Here is a 22,167-nt window from a genome sequence, read left to right as displayed (position 1 = left end):
TAACAGCATCCTTTACTTAATTTGTCGCGCATACTGGCTATCGATTACGGAGTAAAAAGAACTGGTCTCGCGGTTACTGATCCTTTGCAAATTATTGCAACCCCCCTGGATACGGTGTCCACGGATATCTTACTGCCGTATCTGGAAAAATATTTAGAGCAGCAGAACGTGGAATGCTTTGTAGTTGGTGATCCTAAAAATTTAAACAATACGCCATCACAAGTGTCAGCTACTATAAATAAATTCATAGAAGCTTTAAAAAAAAGATTTCCCTTTATTCCTGTAAAAAGAATAGACGAGCGGTTTACATCCAAAATGGCGCAACAGACTATATTAGCCGCCGGAAAAAATAAAAAAGCGCGACGGGATAAATCACTGTTGGATAAGGTAAGCGCGGTTATACTGTTACAGAGTTATTTACAGACCATTAAGAAATGATAATACCCATTATAGCGTATGGTGATCCGTTGCTTAGGAAGAAGGCCGCTGAGATAGATAAGCATTACACGGGTCTTCAGCCTTTTATTGAAGATATGTTCGAAACCATGTATCACGCAAACGGTGTAGGCCTTGCAGCGCCACAGGTTGGCAAATCTATTCGCTTATTTATTGTTGACAGCATTCAGATACTAAAACGTCTTGCGGAGCAAAAGGATCAGTCGGAGAACGATTTTAAGGGTGAGGCAGGCGCAAGGCAGGTTTTTATTAATGCAAAAACGGTTCACAAAGACGGTGAGCCGTGGCTTTATAACGAGGGCTGCTTAAGTATTCCTCAAATTCGTGAAGACATTGAGAGACCAGACGAAATTACGCTTGAGTTTTTTGATGAAAATTTTGTAAGCCACCGCCAGACATTTGATGGATTTACCGGGAGGGTAATTCAGCATGAATATGATCACATCGATGGAATCCTTTTTACGGATCATTTAAAACCGTTGAAAAGGCGGTTGCTTAAAAAAAAGCTTGAAAACATATCCCGGGGAATGGTGGATGTAGATTATAAAATGAAGTTTCCCGTCAGGAAATAAAATGTATCTACAAATCCCTGATGGGAATATTCCCAAAAAATGGCTACTAAGATTTACGCTATATAAATCGGGTATTTTCAGGTATTGACATTGGCTGCCGGGTACTTTATCTTTATAGTGTTTTTAAACGATTAATGATACTCTTTATGAATTTCTTATTGAATGAAATTTTATAATAAAGCAATGTAAATTCTTCATTTGATCAAGAAACGTCGGTAATGGCAACTGATTCAGTTTGGATTTGAACAATGCCATAAAATTTTCCTGCTGGATTTATGGTGCCTTTACCGACTTTTCCAAAATTATGAAGGCGATAATGTTTTTTCATGGGAATACCGGATTTGTATAGTTTCTGCTACCTTTTCCATAAGCCACCGGGGAGTAGATGTAGCCCCGCATATACCAACTGATCGCGCACTTTCAAACCACTGTTCCTCAATTTCATTTTCTTCCGAAATAAAATACGAATGAGGATTTATTTCTTTGCAAACATTGTACAGCACTTTGCCATTTGAGCTTTTTTTTCCACTTATAAATATAATAACATCATGTTCAGCGGCAAATTTTTGTAATTGCGGCTCACGGTTGGAGACCTGTCTGCAAATAGTGTCATTTGCCTTTACATTTAAATTGCCTTTTTCCCGTGCCCGTTCCTCAATCAATGATTTGAAGTAATAAAATTTCTCAGTACTCTTAGTGGTTTGTGAGAAAAATACGATCGGCTTTGAAAAATCGATCTTCGCGAGGTCGTCTTCAACCGTAATAAGAATGGCCTGCTGATCGGTTTGACCCATTAATCCCACTACTTCTGCATGTCCGGGGATTCCATAAATCACCAACTGAGTATCCTCGCCAAACATTTTATCATAGGACAGCTTCACCCGGTTTTGTAATTTCAAGACTACAGGGCAAGAAGCATCTACCAGCTCGATATTATTTTCCATAGCTGTAATATAAGTCTCCGGCGGCTCACCATGCGCCCGGATCAGAACCTTGCAATCCCTCAGATCCTTAAACTGTTCGTGATCTATTATTTTGAGTCCCTTTGCTGTTAGCCGGTTAACTTCTAGATCATTGTGCACAATATCACCAAGGCAATACAACTCGCTGCCCGAGTCCAGCTCATCTTCTGCCATTTGAATGGCATATATTACTCCAAAGCAGAAACCACTATCCGGATCAATGGTTACGTTCATAGTGCAAAGGTAAATGGCATTTTTTTATTAATGGTTTTATAAAAGATCCTGTTTAATGCTTTCCATTAATTATATAAAGAGCATGAGTCAGCGCAAAGTTCAGCTGTTCTTTTTCGGTCATATGCGTGCTATCAAGAATCAATGCGTCATCAGCCCTTTTTAATGGTGCAATTTCTCTTTTACTGTCTAACAAATCCCTGCCGGAAAGGTTTTGCTTAATCTCGTTTTTGGTAACCTCTAGGCCTTTGCTTTTCATTTCGCTAAAACGCCTCTTACTGCGCACGGTTTCCTCAGCCGTCATAAAAATCTTCAATTCTGCTTTAGGAAAAACAACGGTTCCAATATCTCTTCCATCCATTACTATTCCCTTTTCATCTCCCAGCGATTGCAATTCAGCAACAATAAATCTGCGTACATCTGCCAGGGTACTCACTTCACTCACCAGGTTAGATATTTTCATACTCCTGATTTCAGATTCTACATCCCTGTGATTTAAATATGTTATTGATTGATTCTTTCCCGAATCATATTCAAAGGAAATCTGTATTTCATGCAATGCCTGTTTCACAGAAGCCGCATGTTTCTGATCAATCTTGTTAGCATGGAAAAACACAGTGACCGCGCGGTAGAAGGCCCCCGAATCAATATAGCGGTAGCGCAATAATGCCGCTAATTGTTTTGCCAATGTACTTTTTCCGCTGGATGATACGCCATCGATAGTGATAATGATGTTTTTCGGCATAGGACAAAAATAAAAATAGCCGGAAGGAAATCTGAAAATTAATAAACCGCTTTCAACCTGCAGAAAAACTGCGGATCATTATAATGCTACATTTTCTTTCCGAACCAATCATCGAAGTTGATTCCAACGGTTAAATGATTGATCCCGCTTGCATCATTATAAATAGATCTTCCATATCCAATGTTAAAACGGTTGATGCGCACGTTTGCCCCAAAACTAAATCCTGAAAGTCCTTTATGAAGCTCATATGCGAGCTCCTGCCTTCTCTGGTGGTTGTAAGAAAGATTAAGCCGGACATTTTTACCCACATAAATTTCTGCACCAAATATGCAATGGAGAAAAATTTTATCAGCAATATAGTTTTTGCTTTTTACCTGCCGGGAAGAATCAAGCACTATAGTGGTGCCGGGCAGCTCATTCGGGTCATTATATCGTATATCAAATTTTTGCAAATCATGAAATACCAGGGAAAATAAAAACGGAGTATGAATAAGCCGTTTTGAAATTCCCGCTTCTATGTCAAAAGGCAATGGTTCATGGTTGCCCGGAATATAACTTTTAAATTGTGTTCCCACATTTTTAAAAAGAACAGACGCAGTTAGTCCATTTTCAGCATCGTGGTAAGCTCCTGCGAGAGTAAGTGCTGCGCCATTTGACGTATAAGATTCAAGATGCGAAGTAATAAATGTAATGCTAGCTCCATAATAAAACCTTTCCGTATACTCGCGGCCGGCACCTATAGATATTGCATATTCTGATCCGTTAAATGTGCCCGATGTGTTCCCAACAGCATCCGTACTGTTAAAGCTTCCGTAATGTATATATTGAATCCCGGCGTTAAAGGTGGTTTTTATCGTATCAAATGAATGCACAAAGCCGGCATAGCCATAGTTGATATCCGAAATGTAATCTACGGTATTAAGCGAAAGATGGTTATTCATCGAAGGATTCAGCAAGGCAGGATTTTGAAAAGCCAGCGAAGGATCATCATCCATCAGCGAAATAAAGTTTCCGCCCATTGCAGTAATCCGTGCCGAAGGTGAAAGGTTAAGGAATTGAAAAACGTGCTGGCCACCAGTTTGCCCAAAAGAAAAGGGTCCAGACAATGAAAAACAAATAGCCAGGAAAACAAGAGTAAATGTTTTGTGCACGAATACAGTTGACAGAGGTGGTGAGAAAACGCAAATGAGAACCTAATATTTTGATCACACCAAAAATATACTTTTGCAGCAATCAGGAAAAAAGATGAATTACGAAGAGGCCGTCCAGTTCTTATATCAGCAACTGCCCATGTTTTCACGCATAGGGGCTGCTGCGTATAAAAAGGATTTAACCAATACTCTTTTGCTGTGTGATTTGCTGGGCAATCCGGAAAATAAATTCAAGAGCATTCACATTGCCGGCACCAATGGCAAAGGTTCCGTTTCGCATATGTTAGCTGCTATTCTTCAGCAGAGTGGCTATAAAACAGGGTTGTACACTTCTCCGCATTTGAAAGATTTTCGCGAACGGATCCGTATTAATGGCATCATGATCCCCGAAGGAACCGTGATAGACTTTGTTGAGCAATATCGCAATGACGTTATTAAGATCGGTTGTTCATTTTTCGAATGGAGCGTTGGACTGGCATTTAAATATTTCGCTGAAGAAAAGGTGGATATTGCTGTAATAGAAACAGGCTTGGGCGGTCGCCTCGATTCTACCAATGTGATTTTCCCTCTGGTCTCAGTGATTACAAACATCAGCTATGATCACATGGATCTCCTTGGCGACACCATAGAAAAGATTGCTGTTGAAAAAGCAGGAATTATAAAAAAAAATATCCCGGTAGTTATAGGCGAATCTCAAACAGATAAAATTGGACCGGAGAAAGAATTAGAAAAAGAAATTTCAGGAAATATCATTCAATCAGTGGAAAGCACTTCAGAAAAAAACAAAATTAAAAGTGCAGCCGGCGTATTCCTCGACACGGCAATTGAACGTAACGCAGCAATCTTTTTTGCAGATCAAAATTATGCTATTACGCATGCTGAATTTATCCGGACTTCTTCAAATAATGAAAAATTGAAATTGAATCTTATAAAAAAATATGATGACTCATTTTCGAAAATATTTGAGCTCGACTTAACCGGCTATTACCAGGAAAAAAATGTGGTTACCGTGTTGCAGACAGTTGAGCTATTACAGCAGATTGACTTTACTATTTCTGATGATGATCTTTACCAGGGATTGGCCAACGTTAAAAAGCTCACAGGCTTGCGGGGCAGGTGGGATATCCTTTCGGAGCATCCTCTTATAATAGCCGATGTGGCGCACAATGAGGCAGGCCTGCAATATGCAATGCAGCAGTTAAAAACTTATCCGGTGAAAAACCTGCATCTGGTCTTAGGTTTTGTGAAAGAAAAGGCCCTTTCGAAAATCCTTGTTCTTTTTCCTAAAGAAGCGCATTACTATTTTTGTTGCCCCGATATTCCCCGGGGGCTTGATGCAGAATCATTACGCCAGGCTGCAAATGAAAGTGGCCTGCAAGGTGATAGTTATCCTTCCGTTTCAGTGGCGTTTGAAGCTGCAAAAAAAAATGCGGTAGAAGAAGATCTTATCTATGCAGGAGGCAGTACGTATGTGGTTGCTGAAGTGATTTAAGCCCTGCATTTTCATAAGGAATCAGATAAGGTCTCTCATTTTAATGAGCACATAGATATCTTCTTCACCTCGTCTCAACTTTAGCCAAACGCCTTTGGATCCGGGATCACTGAGAATATGGTCAATCCCACCCAAATCAAAATTTTTTACCGGCTGAAAGTTAACTTCCAGTACAATATCATCCTCGTGTATGCCTGCTTCTGAAGCAGGTGAATTCTGCTTTACATTGGACACCACAAAGCTGGAATAATCATCCCCTCCACCAACTAATTCAATTCCTGTACGATCATAAACAAATGCTGCACGGTATTGTGAATTCGGCTTGAGATAAAGTTTGGAATTCTGATAATCAAACACCACCGTAAATCTCCTGAGTAAAAAGTTTCCGATGCTTCCATTTCTATCACCCGTTTCAGAGGTATTTTGCCAGTCTCCAAAATCGGGAAAGGAGGTTACTATGTTTTTAAATTTAAATCCTGCTATCTCCAGCTTCTGTATTCTCGCCAGGCTGCCATGGATAATCCCGCTTAATCCCATGCCCAGCTGAGTTTCAATATGCAGGGCAGGAACCGTAATGCGGGAATCTGATTTTTTTTCTAATGAAAGAGGAAAGCCTGCCCCAATATCTACCAATAGATCGATAGGAACATTTTGGTTTTCGTTAATCTCACAAACAGCCTTTATAAATGGCTTATTCAGCTGCAGGGTTATCGGAACGGCAGTATAGCCTCCTGGCGGATTATAATTACCTGGCGGGAAAAGCGATATTGTTTTGTTGAGGTAATTGATTTTAACAGAAAAGCTGTTAAAGAATTCAAAACCCAGAATACCCTCCACCTTTATACCAAGATAGGTAGAAAGGAAAAAAGGATCTTTTTCAAACACCGCCATAGTAAAGGGAAAGCTTTGTACCGATTGCATGGCAACTATAATTCCCGAGCTTAAATAAGCAACTGCTGGCTGCTGATCACCGAGTCCGCGTATAGTAATTTTTTTACCAAGTTGCAGATTCAGCTCACCAATCAGATCTGGATCTGTAATGGTAGATATGCCGACGCCGGAATCAAGCACAAAATTGTAAGGACCGTGCCCGTTTACTATAACCGGAACAATGATAAGGTTACGGTAGAATTTAAAGGGTATGGTGGCTCTGTGTGTGTTAGATGAAAATTGAAAATAGGTTTGAGCAGTTGCTCCATGGATAAAAAAGATCAGCAGTACAGAAAATAAAAATCTGCAAACAAACGAGTGATATACATGGAAGAATCTGCACACTGCCACGGGATGGTTTGTAAGAGTTCCTTACATGGATGAAAGTCCGAAAAGATTCGTTGCATTCAAAATCCTTTCGATTAAACGCTTCATTTTTTTTCTCCGGAAGTTCAGCTTATTCCCAAATTATCAATTATGGAAGTGCCGGAATCACTACCATATTAGTCGCCCGTTTCACTATTGGGCGCATCTATAGGCTTGGACTGTGGAGAACCCTTTTGCCTTAGAAAAATAGAAAAGATAACAATGCCTAATATAGATAAGAATTCACTTTGCCAGTTTTGAAAAGATTCGAACCATAACTTCGAGTTGCCGAGGTATTGCCATGCACTTTGCGTTTGCGAACCTTTAAATGCCTGTTCCTCATTATAGTCCGTCATGCTTCCATACCAGTGTAACAAAAACGACAAGACAAAAAAGAGAAAAAAGGTGATGGAAAGTGAATACGTATACACGTAAAGTATTAATCCACCTTTCTTTACCGGCCAGGGAACGTTCTTTCGCAGGGGATTTGGCTCCCGATTTACATCTTCGTCTTTATCCGGATCCTTCGATTCCGAAGATCCTTTTTGATACAGAAAAATGCTTAGGACAACAAATAAACCCATCTGCAAAAATTCACTCTCCCAATTCTCAAATGTTGATTCAAAGAAGTGACCAGAACTAAAGTATTCAAGAAGTTTAACCTGCTGCCTGCCCGTTTCCTGCAATTCGCTGTTATACTGTTTTAACCCGGTATAAGATTGTCCAGCCATTGCTAAAACAAAAAGCACCAGGAACACCAATGAAAGCCCATTATTCCTAAGAAACTTTTTCATGCACAATCTTTTCTGTAAAGTATTTAAATATTGCGATATAATAAAGATGCGGATAAGATGATATACTGATTAGAAAATACCGCTATAGTCTTTTTAAACAATAGAGCCATCCATCTGCACTGCTGATGATTATTACATCTTTAGAAATAGCGGCAGTAGAATAAATCGATCCTGCTTTATAGCCGCTTCTTATGAAACCTCATTGTTTTTATTAATGGAAAGATATTGTTTCGCCTGCGTACACTGTTTGAAATCAGGTATGTGACCGGCAATAATTTCTTTATCATATGAAGTTTGACTGATAGGTGTTTTAGGATTGAATAATATTACCACTGAGACCAGGTGGACCACCATACTTTTCATTGCTGTCGATTTTCTATTCGGTTAACTTCCAATTGTGAACAACTGAAAATCAAATTAATGCTCTGTAATCAAAAACATTTAGACTATTCAGTTAAAATCTTCGAAAACTGTTTGGAAGCAATTCTTTTTAAAGAAAGGATAGCTTAAAATACCTGTGCAAAAAGAAATCAGGAAAATTTCTGATTATATATATATTCATCTCCATTTAAGGCATCTGTTGCATAACCTAAAACTCCAAACTCTAAACTTTACGCTCATGCAAACAACATTCGACAGTGGCATCACCGGCTTCATGCTCTTAGCAACCAGCCTCGTAATGCTGATGACACCCGGACTCGCATTCTTTTACGGAGGTCTCGCCGGTAAGAGAAACATCCTCGGCATTATGATCCAGAGCTTCGTCTCCATGGGCATCACTACCATCCTCTGGTATTTTGTCGGTTACTCCCTGTGCTTCAGTGGCGGGGAAGGAGGAATTATTGGTAACCTCGATAAGGCAATGATGGCAGGAGTTACTTTGAATTCTGCCTTTTCAGGAAATCCAAAACTTCCGGAGTTTGTCTTCATGGCGTACCAGATGATGTTTGCAATCATCACGCCTGCGCTCATCACCGGCGCCTTCATAAACCGCGTTACATTTAAGGCATATCTTATCTTCCTGGTCATGTGGCAGCTGCTCGTTTATTATCCTTTTGTGCATATGATCTGGGGTGGAGGGCTGCTCGCTAAATGGGGTGTGCTTGATTTTGCAGGAGGCATCGTTGTACATGCCATTGCCGGATTCGCTGCATTAGCCTCTGTTATTTATGTTGGGAAGAGAAGGAACACGGAGAACAAGCCCAACAGCATTCCGCTTATTGCGCTCGGTACAGGGCTGCTCTGGTTCGGATGGTATGGCTTTAATGCAGGCAGCGCGCTTGATGTAAATGCCATTACGGGACTGGCATTTTTAAACACAGATGTTGCGGCTTCCTTTGCAGCAATCACGTGGCTGATCATCGAATGGTCTACCTCAAAGAAACCGAAATTTGTAGGGTTGCTGACCGGCGCCGTGGCAGGACTTGCCACCATAACGCCTGCTGCAGGTTATGTTTCCCTAAGCTCGGCGGTGATTATTGGTATTGCATCAGGCATGATCTGTTACCTGGCAGTCCATATTAAAAACCGCGTTGGCTGGGACGATGCGCTCGACGTCTGGGGTGTGCATGGCATGGGCGGAGTCGTTGGAATAATTATGCTGGGAATATTTGCAACTACAGCAGTTAATCCTGCTGGCGCTCAGGGACTTATGGCAGGGAATGCAACCTTCTTCATCAAGCAGGTGGCCGCAGCCATCGGCTCTGCGGTCTATGCCTTCATCTTTACCTACTGCATGCTTGCAGCCATTAACCTGGTAACCCGTGTGCGTGTTTCCGGGGAGGATGAAGATACTGGCCTCGATGCAGCGATACACGGTGAGATAGCGTATGACGAAGGGGTAATTTAAACCATATTTAGAGATAAGTTTTTAGTAGAATCAATGTTTATAAAACGTAAAGATGATGCTAGTAAAAGCACTTGATTTCTTCATTAAATGATTGACTTTTCACAGCTCAACGAAGCAGAGGTTCGCTACAACCTCATTGACCCGCAATTAAAAAAGGCGAAATGGAATCTTGCTGACCGAACTCAAATAAGTTTCGAAGTCCCTGTTGAAGGTTATGATGCTTCTCCAATAAATGGTGTGACCGATTACTGTTTGTTCCGGGCGAATGGAGAAGTGCTTGGAGTGATTGAAGCGAAAAACACACGCCGTGATGCGCGTGTAGGAAAAGAACAAGTGCTGCAGTATGTAACGAAGATCGCAGCAAAACAAACCTTCCGACCATTTGCGTTCATGACGAACGGTGAAGACATTTGGTTCTGGGATTCTGAAACACATCCCGAAAGATTCGTCGCCGGATTTTTTACGAGAGAAAATTTAGAGCGCCTTCTCTTCCTAGAGCAAAATAAACTTCCGCTCAATGAAATCACCATCAAAGATTCTATTGTAAATCGTTCATACCAGGTAGAAGCAATTCGAAGAATCGGTGAAACGATTAAGAAAAGAAAAAAGAGAAAAGCATTATTGGTGATGGCGACGGGTACAGGAAAGACCAGGACCATCATGGCATTGATTGATGTTTTTCTTCGCGCTCGACAAGCACAGAAAGTTTTGTTCCTCGCTGATCGCGATAGTTTGGTAGAGCAGGCATTGAGTGAAGGATTCAAAGTGCATCTGCCGAATGAAGCGCGTGCCCGCATTTACACCTACAACATTGACCGCAATGCGCGCGTGTATGTAAGCACCCTGCAAACACTGGAGTTGTGCTATGAAAAATTTTCTCCCGCAGATTTTGATCTCATCATCTCCGATGAATGTCATCGCAGCATCTACAACAAGTTCACCGATGTGCTTGCCTATTTCGATGCCGTGCAGATCGGACTCACTGCAACACCCGCCAACTTCATTGACCGCGACACGTTTCGCTTCTTCGAGTGTGACGGACCCATGCCGACATTCCTGTACACCTATGACAAGGCGGTGAAAGACGGATACCTCGCAGATTACAATGTGTATGCGGCGCAAACAAAATTTCAGCGCAAAGGAATTCGCGGAATTGATTTGAGTGAAGAAGATCAGGAGTCATTGCGAGAGCGCGGCATTGATCCTGAAGACATCAACTTCGAAGGAACCGATCTCGAAAAGAAAGTAACGAATCACGACACACTGATTCGGCAGTGGGAAGAATTCATGGATGTGTGTTACAAAGATGCAAGCGGACAATTGCCTGCGAAGACAATTGTGTTTGCCGTCACGCACAAGCATGCGATGCGCTTGCAGGAAGCATTCAATGACATGTACCCGGAGCACAAAGGATTGCTTGCCCGCGTGATTGATTCCAAAACAGAACGCGCAAAAGATTTACTCGATCAATTCAAGAAACAGGATTTCCCGCGCATCGCTATTTCTGTTGACATGCTCGACACCGGCGTGGATATTCCCGAAGTGATGAACCTTGCATTCATGAAGCCGGTGAATTCGCAAATCAAATTCTGGCAGATGATCGGCAGAGGCACGCGAAGTTTTGAAGCGTGCAGACACCTGGAGTGGCTACCCGACAACGGCAAAGACAATTTTCTCATCGTTGACTTCTGGGAAAACTTCGAGCACTTCAACATGATGCCGAAGGATGACAAGACCACAGCGCAAATTCCTGTTCTTGTTACTATCTTCAACAGCCGCCTGAACAAGCTGAACATTTTAATCGGTGATCAAGGCGGTGAGGATTTTAAATACATCGTGCAGGAACTCCGCGTTGACATTGCAAAGATTCCACTCGACTCCTTCACGGTGAAAAAACATTTGAAAGATGTGCGCGAAGCATGGAATGATGATTTCTGGAATTACATTAACTCACAGAAGATTGAATTCCTCCGAATGAAAGTGGCGCCGCTGCTGCGATTTGTTACCGGAGTAAATCTCGCCGAAGCATTCTTCACTTCTAAAATGGAACGTGCTGGTCTTGCATTGTTACAACAGAAAGATGCAGCAGCTATCATTAACTCCATCCGTGAAGATGTTGATCTGCTTCCTTCCAATTTGCAGCAAGTGAAAGAAAGAATTGCTTACAAAGAAGCAATTCTCTCTACTAAGTTTTGGGAGCGCCCGACGTTGAAAAATATTGATGAAGCAAAAACCGCTCTTGCGCCATTGATGAAATACAAGCGCGAAAAGAGAAGCTTGATCATTGAACTCGGATTGGATGACATCATTGACTCGCGCAAATGGGTTATTGTCAAGAAGGAAGGACAGAAAGTGATGGTGGAAGAATACCGCCGGCGCATTGAAGAAAAGATTGAGCAGCTCGCACAGCAGCACCCGACTATTCAGCGATTGAAAAAAGGTGAAGAGGTAAAACTCGATGACCTGATTGCACTGGAGCAAACACTGGAAACAGAACTCAGCACCGATGATCTCGATCTCACCGATGACAACATGCTGAAAGCATTTGGCGTGCGCGTAGGAAGCTTGGTGGATTTCTTAAAGCATTTGCTAAAGCTGGAAACATTACCCACGTACGAGCAGATTGTACGCAAAGCATTTGATGCCTTCATTCTCGAACATCATTACAATGCCGACCAGACAAAATTTTTGCGCACGGTGCAGAGTGTGTTTCTGCAAACACGAAAACTGGAATTGGATGATCTCTACAATGCGCCGTTCTCTAACTTTGGCATCAACGCAGTTGATAGATTATTTACTGTTGAAGATGTGAATGAAATAATGGAGTTGACGAAAAGATTGGTTGCTTGATTGTCTGAACTGTGATGGGTGGGATGAAAATGATTAAAACATGATAACAAAAAACGAATACAAACACTCGGAGCTGACAGGCAAAATCATTGGATGTGCGATGGAAGTACACAATGCTCTTGGTAACGGATTTCAGGAAGTCATCTATCAACGGGCGCTCGCTTACGAAATGAATTTGCAGGGAATTGAATTTTCAAGAGAGTATGAAATGTCAATCTTTTACAAAGACATTCAGATAGGAACGCGCCGAGTTGATTTCCTTGTGGAAGGAGTGGTGAGTGTTGAGTTGAAAGCCATCACGGTGTTGGATTCGGTGAATCTCGCGCAGGCAATCAATTATCTGGAGGCATATAATCTTCAAATCGGGTTGCTCATCAATTTTGGAAATGTGAAGCTTGAGTTTCACCGACTGGAGAATAAGAAGTTCAAACCGGCTACAGCGGCATCATGAACATCACATCAATCATATACATCACAGTTCTGACACCCCTTTCTCAAACTTCGGGATGAATGCAGTGGAGAAACTTTTTACCAATGATGATGTGAAGGAAATTATTGAGTTGACGAAAAGACTTGTAGCATAAAAGCTTTCGAAATATGGGTGCGTCCTTATATACTACCTTTAAAAAGACAATTTAAACCCTTAGTGCAATGAATATTTTATTCATACAACTGTCCGATATTCACTTTACAAAAGACGATAATTCTCTTTTAGAAAAGGAGCAACAACTTGTTTCTGCTCTTTCAAATAATTGCAAAGATTCACAGTTGGTTTTCCTGACAATCTCAGGGGACTTAACAAACACAGCAAGTAAAGAAGAATTTAAGATAGCTTCTGACTTCTTAGGCAGAGTCAGATCCTCATTAGAAAAATATTCCACTAAACCAATTAACATCATTCCTCTGCCCGGCAATCATGATTGTGTCTTACCTGAACAAGACAACAAATCAAGAGAGGGATTAATCAAACTTATTCATCAAACGGGTGAGGAGTCCATTGACGAAAGTGTGATTGATATTTTAACACGAGCACAGGAAAATTATTTTGAGTTTGCCGACCAAGTAACTTCAAGCGACAACAAGATTCACTCAAGTAAGTTGTTGAACATTTTCAAATTCACTACAGTTGAAAAAACAATTATCATTTATTGCTACAACACCGCCTATATCTCACAGCGACACGAACTACCGGGTAAAATGGTCTTTCCCATCGGAGGTTTTGACGAAGAGCTTTTCAAAGAAAAAGCTGACTTGTTTATCACTTGCTTTCATCATCCTCTGCATTGGCTCAAACCTGAAAACAGAAAAGAGTTCAAGTTCCACATTGAAAAAACTTCTGACTTTTATTTCACAGGACATGAACACGAACATACCAAATCAGCAATCTCAGATTTGGAAGACAACATCATCTATAATGTGGAAGGCGATGTGTTACAGGAAACCGGAGAACCCAAACATAGCGGTTTCAATCTTGTGAACTTTGACTTAAAGACAAACAAATTTCAAATTAGCAATTACAAATGGCACGGAGATAAATACGCTAACGAATCTTCTGATGCATGGACTTCATACGAAAGAGGTGTTTTAAAAATCAAAAACACTTACGAGTTGAAAAAAGAATTTTTTGTTACCCTAAATGATGCGGGTGCAAACTTCGCACACCCAAGAGTTCAAATAAAGCTTTCTGACATTTTCACGTTCCCACGACTTGAAGTAATTGACTATACAGCCGACAGTGAAAAAGAAGTTACAGTCACTACCATTGATTCTGAAACCTTAATCAAATCTTTGAGCAAGGATATTCGCTTGCTTTTAAGCGGGGCTGAAAACATCGGGAAATCTTCTTTACTGAAAGTTACTTTTTCTCATTTACACTCCAAGGGTTTTGTTCCTGTTCTGATTGACGGGCACCGATTGAAAACAACAATCATTAACGACTTTAATAAAATCGCACTTCAACATTTTTTCAATCAGTATACTACTACTGAGAAAGAAGATTTCGTTCAACTTGATAGAACAAAACTTGTCATCATCATTGACGACTTTGATAAAGTAAACATCAATGCAAAATACAAAGGAAGATTGCTTTCAAACTTAATAAAGAATTTTCCAAACCTTATTATTTCCGGAAATGAACTTATGTCCATTGAGGACATAATAACTGATGAAGCAGTTAATGAAGATTTGTTTTCATCTTTCGGAGTTTATGAAATCCGTGAATTCAGTCATGTTCTAAAAAGTAAGCTCATAAACAAATGGATTACACTTGGATTACTGGAAACAATTACGGATGAAGAACGGATAAACAAACTGAATCAGGCAGAAATAATTATCAGGACTGTAACCGGAAAAAATCTTGTTCCTAATTACCCGATTTTTCTATTGACAATTCTACAGGCGATAGAATTAGGAAATCCTGCTGACCTTACTGCAAGCACATTCGGACATTACTATCAATTCTTAATTTCAAAGGCATTTGGCAATTCATTAAAGAGTCAGGATGAAATCACAAGCTACAACAACTATCTGAGTGAGTTATCCTATTGGTTTTTTAAAAATAAAATTCGTTCAATTGATTATGCTGAACTGAAAAAATTTGATGTTGAATACAGAAAATTATTTACTATCACTCCAAACCTTGACGAGATTCTCAGGAACTTGTGCACGGCAAACATTATGGAAGTGTATGTAGACGTGTATGAATTCAAATACCTCTACATTTATTACTTCTTTGTTTCAAAACATCTAGCTGACAGTATTGACGTAGAAGAAACTAGAAAAACTATTTCAGCCCTTTGCAAAAGAATTTACAGAACAGAGTTTGCAAATGTTTTGTTGTTCTTGACACACCACTCTAAAGACAAATTTTTGCTCACCGAGATTTTGAAAAATGCCAAGGAATTATTCCATGAGCTTTCACCTTGTAAACTGCAAGACGATACACAGGCAATCAATAAACTTGCAGACAAACTTCCGCAACTGGTATTTGAATCCCAATCCATTGAAGAACACAGAGAGGAAGTAAACAAACAAAATGATGAACAAGACAAAGAGGAACTAAAGGAAATTCAGAAAGACCTCTCTCAAGTTGCAGATTTAGATGAGGACATTTCTGAACTTGATATTGTGTCGCAACTCAATTCAGCCTTCAAAACAATCGAAGTCTTGGGACAAATTCTGAAAAATAATTACGGAAAAATGACGAACCCCGTCATCATTGACTTAGTTGAAGAAGCATACTTAGTTGGGTTGCGAACACTCAATATTTTTTTCACTGTCATTGAGAATAATACCGACTTTTTTGTTAATCAAATCGTGAACCTCATTGACGAAAAACATATTCACGACAAGGACAAAATTGAAGGTGTTTCCCGGAAAATTTTATTCGGCATCTGCAATCAAATCTCTTACAACTTTATCAAAAAGGTTTCCGATTCTTTGGGAACACAAAACCTTGAAAACAGTTATGAAGAAGTCTTGCATAAGAATAATTACAATTCAGCAAAATTGATTGACTTCTCGATCAAGTTAGACTACTTCAAAAGTTTTCCAAATTCCGAAATGAGAAACTTGAAAGATGATTTTACAAAATATCCATTGCCATTACAGATAATGAAACGCATGGTTATAAACTACCTTTATCTTTTCCCGACAAGCGTAGAAAACAAACAACGCATCCTATCCTTCCTTGAAATTCCTATGAGTAAGCAAAGAAGAATTGATGCAACATCAACACAGAAAAAAGACAAGCCAACAGTTTGACATTTCTTGATTAACTACAGTCACTCAGTAAAATTCTGTGAGTCATTACAGTTTTTATTTTCCCGAACATAAAATCACTCATGCTCACCTCCCCACAACTCCGCTCACAAGTAGATTCACTCTGGGATAAATTCTGGAGCGGAGGCATCAGCAATCCGCTTACGGCGATTGAGCAGATGAGCTACCTGATTTTCCTCAAGCGCCTCGAAGACAGAGACAATGCAAATGCAGCGAGTGCGAAGCGGAGGAGCACTCCGTTCAATAGTGTTTTTAAGATACAGAATGGAAAGTCCCCTTCAGGGGATTTAGGGGCGAAATGCCGTTGGAGTTACTGGAGTCAATTGCCCGGCGAAGAAATGCTGAGGCATGTGCGCGATGTGGTGTTTGATTTTCTACGCAACCTCGGCAGTGAAACCAGTTCATTCACCCAGCACATGCAGGATGCAGTGTTTGTGATTCCGCGCGCTTCGCTGTTGCAGGAAGCCGTGAAGATCATTGACGACATGCACATCAGCGAGCAGAACATTGATGTGCAGGGCGACCTGTACGAATACCTGCTCATGCAGCTCACCACCGCAGGCAAGAACGGACAGTTCCGCACACCGCGTCACATCATCCGCATGATGGTGAAACTGATTGACCCGAAAATAGGAGAACGCATTTGCGATCCTGCGGCGGGCACAGCCGGTTTCTTAGTGTCTGCCTATGAACGCATCCTCGAAATGAATACGAGCGCTGATGTGCTCACCTACGATGAAGAAGGCAAAGCGCACAACCTTATTGGCGACAAGATTGCGAATAAAAAACTGCATGAGTTTCTGAAGAGTCATGCCATCAGCGGCTATGATTTTGATACCACGATGGTGCGCATGGGAGCGATGAACCTGATGTTGCACGGCGTGGACAATCCGAATTTCCGCTATACCGATACGCTGAGCAAGCAATTTAATGAAAAAGGATTGTATGATGTGGTCCTTGCCAATCCTCCGTTCAAAGGAAGCATTGATGCCAGCGATGTGAACACGCGCTTCAATGTGAAGACGAAGAAAACAGAGTTGCTGTATGTGGAATTGATTTATGATTTACTCGTCACCGGCGGAAGAGCTGCCGTGATTGTTCCCGATGGTGTGCTCTTCGGCTCCAGCAATGCGCACGTAGATGCGCGTAAAATTCTGATGGACAAATGTCGCCTCGATGGAATCATCTCCATGCCGAGCGGTGTGTTCAAACCGTATGCAGGCGTGAGCACGGCAGTGCTGCTCTTCACCAAAGGAGGCGTAACAGACACCGTTTGGTTTTACGACATGCAAGCCGATGGTTTCTCACTCGACGATAAACGGCAGAAGACGGAAGCCAATGATATTCCTTCAATCGTCTCGCGGTATGCTGAACTTGTTTCAGCATCTACTAAATCGAAGGAGATCCCGAAACAAGTTCGGGATGACAAGCGCTTGGTGATTGTTGATGCTGATGAGATACGCAAGAACAAATATGACCTCAGTATTTCTCGCTACAAACCTGTTGAGCATAAACCCATGAAATATGAGCAACCGGATGTGTTGATGGATCGTATTATGGTGATGGAAGAAGAAATACTGTATGCAGTGAAGCAGATAAAAGAGAAGACGAAATAATTCCCATGCAGTTTTCAAAATTATTGTTACTTAGATTTTCTTCTTTGACCACATTACAATCATTCAACTTCAATTAAGAACTTTGCGGCGATGTCAAAAGCACTTCCTTTAAAAATTGCTCCTGAAGTTTTGTTTTGGGCACGTAATTCAGCAGGTCTTTCAGTTGAAGATTGTGCTCGCAGTATTGGAGTTGATGAAGTGAAAGTGAAACGTTGGGAAAAAGGAATTGAAACACCTTCATATGTGCAGTTAGAGAATCTTGCTTATAAAGCTTATAAGAGACCACTGGCCATTTTATTTTTATCTAGGCCCCCGAAAGAGAAACCGATTGATCAGGATTTTAGAAACCTAAGTAGCAGAGAAATAAAAAACCTTTCCTCTGAATTGAAGTTGGTGATTCGCAAAGCAAGGCATCTCCAAAACCTTGTTCGTGATTTGCATAAAGATGAAAAGGAGCGACCACCTTATCTGAATTTCAATGTTACACTTCGCGATAACCCCGTAAGTGCAGCCGCACGGTTTAGAAATTTTATCGGTTTAACAATCGAGGAACAAAGTAAATGGAAAGTGGATTATGCATTCAACAATTTTAGAGAAATGGTTGAGGGCTTGGGCATTTATGTTTTTCAATTAGATATGCCTTTTGAAGAAGCCCGGGCTTTTTCGCTTACTGATGATTTTCCCCTAGTCATTCTTAATTTAAAAGATGCAAAGAATGGTCGCATTTTCAGCTTGTTTCATGAAGTGTGTCACATTCTTTTTAACAGTGGTGGAATATTTCGAGATAAAGAATCGAAAAATCTGAGTGGGAGATATAAAGACATTGAGGATTTCTGTAACCAGTTTGCTGCTTCTTTCTTGATTCCTGAAGAAGTGTTTAAACATGATATCAATTTTAATATACAATCTCAGAAGGAATGGAGCGAAGAAGACCTTGAAAAATTTGCAAGAAAATATAAGGTGAGTAAGGAAGTTATTCTTCGCAAGTTGGTTGATCTGCGATTAGCTACCAAGAGTTTTTATTTCAGCAAGAAAGGAAAATGGAATGCAGAACTATTTGGTCGCAAACAAGCCCTGTTAAAAAAGGTAAAAGAGGAAGGCAGAAAGGTTATCATCTCACCTGCAGATACAGTTTATCGAGAGAAGGGAAAGAAGTTTATTAACGATGTAATGAGTGGAGTAGAAAAAGGAATTCTTACTTATAGTGAGATTGCTGATTACCTGGATGTGAAGCTTGATCACCTACCGAAAATAATCCAACGGATTCAAGCTTAGCATGGACGACCTTTTTGAATCGCCTTGGAGATATGTGCTTGACAGTAGCGCTCTTATTGATTTAAAAAAGGATTATCCTCCTGAAGTGTTTGGTGGTGTTTGGAATCGGCTCAATACAGCGTGCGAAAAATTTGAAATTATTTCAGTTCGTGAAGTATACAACGAAATTATGCGTGGAAGTGATTGGCTTCTTGATTGGGTTGAAAAGCACAAGAAAATGTTTATTGAACACTCTCCTGAAGAGTTGCAGATGATTCGCGAATTGATGGATAATAACGAAGGATGGATTGATCCCACAGGAATGCGCCCTGCTGCCGATCCCTTTGTAATAGCTTGTGCGCACCATCGCAAGCTCATTATCATTCAACAAGAACTCCCGCACCGCATGCTGCCAACAATTGCACGAAAAATGAAAATTGTTTGTGTAAGGTTACCGGAATTGTTTGTAAGAGAAAAATGGGAATTTAAATAAAGAGATTTCAGAATGCAATTCAACAGATTTAAAGAGAAAGAGCTTTCAGAAGTTTTACTACTGAATCAATCGGGAACTTGGGGAGACAATGGAGATGAAAATGATTATCCCATTTTGCGTTCATCAAATATCCAAGATGGAAGGTTGACTCTTGATGACATTGCTTTCCGAAAAATATCTCCGAAGAAAGTTAATGAATACACACTTGATAATGGAGATATATTGATTACGAAATCAAGCGGAAGTCCTCAGCTTATTGGAAAGAGCTGCTTGTTTATGAATCCTAATGGAAAGACTTTTTTGTTTTCAAATTTTACTCAAAGATTGAGAGCAAACAAGAAGATTATTCTTCCAGAGATCTTATTTTACTATTTGAATTCTCCCAGGGCAAAAGATTTCTTACAAAAGATTTCAAATACAACATCAGGCCTTAGAAATCTCAATATGAGGGATTTTGCAAAGCAACCAATTCCTATTCTTCCAATTTCAGAACAGCAAAAAATCGCCTTCATCTTAGAGCAAACCGATTCAGCACGCCAAAAACGCAAACTAGCAAACCAACTCACTGAGCAATTTCTTCAATCTGCTTTTCTTGAAATGTTTGGTGATCCGGTGAAGAATGAGAAGGAATGGGAAGTAGAAGAGGTTGGAGATATTTCTACAAAAGTATCGAGTGGCTCAACTCCTTTAGGTGGTGCCGCAGTTTATAAAGACTCGGGAATTACTTTCATAAGGAGTCAAAACGTATTGATGAACAGATTTGATTATTCAAATGTCGCATTCATTTCTGATGAGATTCACAGCAACATGAAAAGAACTTGGCTAAAGAAAGAAGATGTTTTACTGAATATTACTGGTGCATCAATTGGCCGCGTTTCATTTTTTGAAGGGATAGATGATTCGGCTAATGTGAACCAACATGTTTGCATTATCAGAGTCAAGAAAAATAAAATCCTCCCTGTATTTTTATCTTTTCAAATCAGCATACCGACGTTCCAAAGTTCAATCCTCTCACAAAATTCTGGAGCAACAAGACAGGCATTTACATTTGAACAGATCAAGAGTTTCAAAATTATTCTTCCTCCACTCACCGAGCAACAAAAATTTGCAACGCTGGTAGAGCAGGTAGAAAAGTTGCGCACAAAACAGCGCGAGAGTGAGCGGGAGTTGGAGAATTTGTTTGGGAGTTTGATGCAGAGGTATTTTGGGTGAGAAGTGAATTACCAGTTCACTTTTTCAGCGACAGCAATAGCCCGATTGAGTAAGCGGTGTTCCCCAAGCCTGGTCGCGAGTGCGGCAAAAGATGATTTAGGGCCATGCCATTGCAGCTGATCAAGGTCGCTAAACAGCGCGGCATCGGTTCTCAAGGTAGCGAGTTGCTTGAAGAGCAAAGCTTTTTTACTTTGTATCCCCAATATGTCCGCAGGAAAAGCTTCGATAGGACCATATTGGTTCAGCAATCTGGCTGCGCCAATCTTTCCAATTCCGGGGATACCCGGATAACCATCCGCAGTATCGCCGATGAGGGCGAGTAGGTCTGGAATCAGCTTGGGGCTCACCCCGAATTTTTTGCGTACTGCATCTGCATTCAGGATCTTATTTGCCCTTCGATCCATCAGCACCACTTGATCATCGTCAACGCATTGTGCAAGGTCCTTGTCAGGAGTCCAGATGCAAACTTTCTGAACGCGCGGATCGGAGGCCGTTAGGTTCGCGGCTGATGCCAGCGCATCATCGGCCTCCAGTTCTGTCATTGGCCATACTTCAACACCCATCGACGATAGAGCTTCTTCCAATGGATGGAATTGATTCAACAAAACGGGCTCAATTCCTTCACCGGTTTTATAGCCAGGCCAAAGTTTATTACGAAATGATTCGATTACGTGATCGGTGGCCACACCTGCATGTGTTGCGCCATCCTCGAACATCTGCAACACTCCATTCAATACACCCGACAGCGCACCGAATTGCTTGTCTTTACCCTTGTTAAAACGACGCTGACCATAAAAGTGCCTGAATAGCTCGTAGGTTCCATCAATCAAATGAATGATCATGCAATTTCAAAGGTATTTAATTACTGCGGTGGCTTTCGAATCCATTCGCAGCTTTGCGTAGGGAGTTGGAGAACTTGTTTCAGAGTTGAATGCAAAGGTACTTTGAGTAAATGTCTGAACCGCGCTTCTCAGAATTCGAGGATTAACACGATCAGAAGTGAATTTTATTACTCGTCTTCCTTTCATACTCTGTATCTCATGCAAAGAAGGGAAATCTTTTGAAAGGAGAAAAAGGAAAAGCGGGCTTGCAGGCTGTAACTCAACAACTCATGAAGATTGCTAATAAAAAGATCGCTTCCTTGGCAGCGCATCGAAAAGCTCAAGTAAACAGCGGAAGTTTTTCGCCGCTATTGGTCTTTGCACGAAGATTGAAGACGAGCCAGACCAACAGCAAGTAACCACTTACACTTCAGTTGTTGGTCTTCCAAACACACATCGCTTTTCAAAGACCAACCTTTAGATTTGCAAAGTGATATTTTCAATCACTTTGCAATTATTATTTTTCTTTTTGCTACTTTTTCTTTTGTTAATTAAATACAAAATTGTTGATAATTCTGTAACCTGATTGCAGC

Annotated in this window: 19 protein-coding genes; 12 read left to right on the top strand and 7 right to left on the bottom strand. The window is 40.8% G+C overall.

What is annotated here, in order from left to right:
* Positions 1–21: 21 nt before the first annotated feature.
* Together ruvX and H0W62_08920 are read left to right on the top strand one after the other, a co-directional pair.
* Positions 22–438: a Holliday junction resolvase RuvX gene (gene ruvX / locus H0W62_08925; protein ID MBA3648661.1), complete on the top strand. Its 417-nt coding sequence runs from the start codon at positions 22–24 to the stop codon at positions 436–438.
* Complete coding sequence (locus H0W62_08920) at positions 435–1,028, top strand: peptide deformylase (protein ID MBA3648660.1); 594 nt, start codon at positions 435–437, stop codon at positions 1,026–1,028. The genes ruvX and H0W62_08920 overlap by 4 nt, the downstream gene beginning before the upstream one ends.
* Positions 1,029–1,330: 302 nt before the next feature.
* On the opposite strand, the gene H0W62_08915 is transcribed toward H0W62_08920, so the two are convergent.
* The 3 genes from H0W62_08915 to porQ all read right to left on the bottom strand — a co-directional run bounded on the left by H0W62_08915 (position 1,331) and on the right by porQ (position 4,117).
* Positions 1,331–2,224, bottom strand: a complete 894-nt coding sequence (locus tag H0W62_08915) for a 4-hydroxy-3-methylbut-2-enyl diphosphate reductase (protein MBA3648659.1) — start codon at positions 2,222–2,224, stop codon at positions 1,331–1,333.
* Positions 2,225–2,276: 52 nt separating this feature from the next.
* Positions 2,277–2,966 carry a (d)CMP kinase gene (locus tag H0W62_08910; GenBank protein MBA3648658.1) on the bottom strand — a complete coding sequence of 230 codons (690 nt, stop codon included), beginning with the start codon at positions 2,964–2,966 and terminating at the stop codon, positions 2,277–2,279.
* A gap of 86 nt (positions 2,967–3,052) precedes the next feature.
* On the bottom strand, positions 3,053–4,117 hold the full coding sequence (gene porQ, locus H0W62_08905) for a type IX secretion system protein PorQ (protein ID MBA3648657.1): 1,065 nt from the start codon (positions 4,115–4,117) through the stop codon (positions 3,053–3,055).
* 94 nt (positions 4,118–4,211) lie between these two features.
* On the opposite strand from porQ, the gene H0W62_08900 reads away from it, so the two are divergent.
* Positions 4,212–5,609 carry a bifunctional folylpolyglutamate synthase/dihydrofolate synthase gene (locus tag H0W62_08900; protein ID MBA3648656.1) on the top strand — a complete coding sequence of 466 codons (1,398 nt, stop codon included), beginning with the start codon at positions 4,212–4,214 and terminating at the stop codon, positions 5,607–5,609.
* 21 nt (positions 5,610–5,630) lie between these two features.
* Here H0W62_08900 and H0W62_08895 read toward each other — a convergent pair whose 3' ends face one another.
* The 3 genes from H0W62_08895 to H0W62_08885 form a co-directional block, all read right to left on the bottom strand.
* Positions 5,631–6,890: an aspartyl protease family protein gene (locus H0W62_08895; protein MBA3648655.1), complete on the bottom strand. Its 1,260-nt coding sequence runs from the start codon at positions 6,888–6,890 to the stop codon at positions 5,631–5,633.
* 152 nt (positions 6,891–7,042) lie between these two features.
* Entirely contained in the window at positions 7,043–7,699 is a 657-nt protein-coding gene (locus tag H0W62_08890) for a hypothetical protein (protein MBA3648654.1), read from the bottom strand.
* Between the two features lie 189 nt (positions 7,700–7,888).
* Positions 7,889–8,062 (bottom strand): hypothetical protein, encoded by a 174-nt coding sequence (locus H0W62_08885; GenBank protein ID MBA3648653.1) that lies wholly within the window; start codon positions 8,060–8,062, stop codon positions 7,889–7,891.
* A gap of 256 nt (positions 8,063–8,318) precedes the next feature.
* On the opposite strand from H0W62_08885, the gene H0W62_08880 reads away from it, so the two are divergent.
* The 8 genes from H0W62_08880 (at position 8,319) to H0W62_08845 (ending at position 20,753) form a co-directional block, all read left to right on the top strand.
* Entirely contained in the window at positions 8,319–9,548 is a 1,230-nt protein-coding gene (locus H0W62_08880) for an ammonium transporter (protein ID MBA3648652.1), read from the top strand.
* An 87-nt stretch (positions 9,549–9,635) separates the two neighbouring features.
* A complete protein-coding gene (locus H0W62_08875) occupies positions 9,636–12,398 on the top strand; it encodes a DEAD/DEAH box helicase family protein (protein ID MBA3648651.1) in 2,763 nt (920 codons plus the stop codon).
* A gap of 40 nt (positions 12,399–12,438) precedes the next feature.
* Positions 12,439–12,849: a GxxExxY protein gene (locus H0W62_08870; protein MBA3648650.1), complete on the top strand. Its 411-nt coding sequence runs from the start codon at positions 12,439–12,441 to the stop codon at positions 12,847–12,849.
* Between the two features lie 200 nt (positions 12,850–13,049).
* Entirely contained in the window at positions 13,050–16,160 is a 3,111-nt protein-coding gene (locus H0W62_08865; protein ID MBA3648649.1) for a metallophosphoesterase, read from the top strand.
* An 80-nt stretch (positions 16,161–16,240) separates the two neighbouring features.
* Positions 16,241–17,794, top strand: coding sequence for an N-6 DNA methylase (locus H0W62_08860; GenBank protein MBA3648648.1), 1,554 nt, complete (start codon positions 16,241–16,243; stop codon positions 17,792–17,794).
* Between the two features lie 90 nt (positions 17,795–17,884).
* Positions 17,885–19,069 carry an ImmA/IrrE family metallo-endopeptidase gene (locus H0W62_08855; GenBank protein ID MBA3648647.1) on the top strand — a complete coding sequence of 395 codons (1,185 nt, stop codon included), beginning with the start codon at positions 17,885–17,887 and terminating at the stop codon, positions 19,067–19,069.
* A 1-nt stretch (position 19,070) separates the two neighbouring features.
* Positions 19,071–19,541 (top strand): DUF4411 family protein, encoded by a 471-nt coding sequence (locus H0W62_08850; protein ID MBA3648646.1) that lies wholly within the window; start codon positions 19,071–19,073, stop codon positions 19,539–19,541.
* A 12-nt stretch (positions 19,542–19,553) separates the two neighbouring features.
* Positions 19,554–20,753, top strand: coding sequence for a restriction endonuclease subunit S (locus tag H0W62_08845; GenBank protein MBA3648645.1), 1,200 nt, complete (start codon positions 19,554–19,556; stop codon positions 20,751–20,753).
* A gap of 8 nt (positions 20,754–20,761) precedes the next feature.
* On the opposite strand, the gene H0W62_08840 is transcribed toward H0W62_08845, so the two are convergent.
* Positions 20,762–21,595, bottom strand: a complete 834-nt coding sequence (locus tag H0W62_08840; GenBank protein MBA3648644.1) for a flap endonuclease — start codon at positions 21,593–21,595, stop codon at positions 20,762–20,764.
* Positions 21,596–21,813: 218 nt separating this feature from the next.
* On the opposite strand from H0W62_08840, the gene H0W62_08835 reads away from it, so the two are divergent.
* Positions 21,814–21,993 (top strand): hypothetical protein, encoded by a 180-nt coding sequence (locus tag H0W62_08835; GenBank protein ID MBA3648643.1) that lies wholly within the window; start codon positions 21,814–21,816, stop codon positions 21,991–21,993.
* The last annotated feature ends 174 nt before the right edge of the window (positions 21,994–22,167 follow it).

The sequence above is a fragment of the Chitinophagales bacterium genome (assembly GCA_013816805.1).
Classification (GTDB): Bacteria; Bacteroidota; Bacteroidia; order Chitinophagales; family UBA10324; genus MGR-bin340.
Note: the sequence above shows the minus strand (reverse complement) of the source record. Positions and strands in the feature narration are given on the sequence as shown.

Excerpts from the sequence above, each read along its gene's own strand:
- H0W62_08920 (MBA3648660.1), top strand. The coding sequence starts at position 435 with ATGATAATACCCATTATAGCGTATGGTGATCCGTTGCTTAGGAAGAAG.
- H0W62_08915 (MBA3648659.1), bottom strand. The coding sequence starts at position 2,224 with ATGAACGTAACCATTGATCCGGATAGTGGTTTCTGCTTTGGAGTAATA.
- H0W62_08910 (MBA3648658.1), bottom strand. The coding sequence starts at position 2,966 with ATGCCGAAAAACATCATTATCACTATCGATGGCGTATCATCCAGCGGA.
- H0W62_08900 (MBA3648656.1), top strand. The coding sequence starts at position 4,212 with ATGAATTACGAAGAGGCCGTCCAGTTCTTATATCAGCAACTGCCCATG.
- H0W62_08890 (MBA3648654.1), bottom strand. The coding sequence starts at position 7,699 with ATGAAAAAGTTTCTTAGGAATAATGGGCTTTCATTGGTGTTCCTGGTG.
- H0W62_08885 (MBA3648653.1), bottom strand. The coding sequence starts at position 8,062 with ATGAAAAGTATGGTGGTCCACCTGGTCTCAGTGGTAATATTATTCAAT.
- H0W62_08880 (MBA3648652.1), top strand. The coding sequence starts at position 8,319 with ATGCAAACAACATTCGACAGTGGCATCACCGGCTTCATGCTCTTAGCA.
- H0W62_08875 (MBA3648651.1), top strand. The coding sequence starts at position 9,636 with ATGATTGACTTTTCACAGCTCAACGAAGCAGAGGTTCGCTACAACCTC.
- H0W62_08870 (MBA3648650.1), top strand. The coding sequence starts at position 12,439 with ATGATAACAAAAAACGAATACAAACACTCGGAGCTGACAGGCAAAATC.
- H0W62_08865 (MBA3648649.1), top strand. The coding sequence starts at position 13,050 with ATGAATATTTTATTCATACAACTGTCCGATATTCACTTTACAAAAGAC.
- H0W62_08860 (MBA3648648.1), top strand. The coding sequence starts at position 16,241 with ATGCTCACCTCCCCACAACTCCGCTCACAAGTAGATTCACTCTGGGAT.
- H0W62_08855 (MBA3648647.1), top strand. The coding sequence starts at position 17,885 with ATGTCAAAAGCACTTCCTTTAAAAATTGCTCCTGAAGTTTTGTTTTGG.
- H0W62_08850 (MBA3648646.1), top strand. The coding sequence starts at position 19,071 with ATGGACGACCTTTTTGAATCGCCTTGGAGATATGTGCTTGACAGTAGC.
- H0W62_08845 (MBA3648645.1), top strand. The coding sequence starts at position 19,554 with ATGCAATTCAACAGATTTAAAGAGAAAGAGCTTTCAGAAGTTTTACTA.
- H0W62_08840 (MBA3648644.1), bottom strand. The coding sequence starts at position 21,595 with ATGATCATTCATTTGATTGATGGAACCTACGAGCTATTCAGGCACTTT.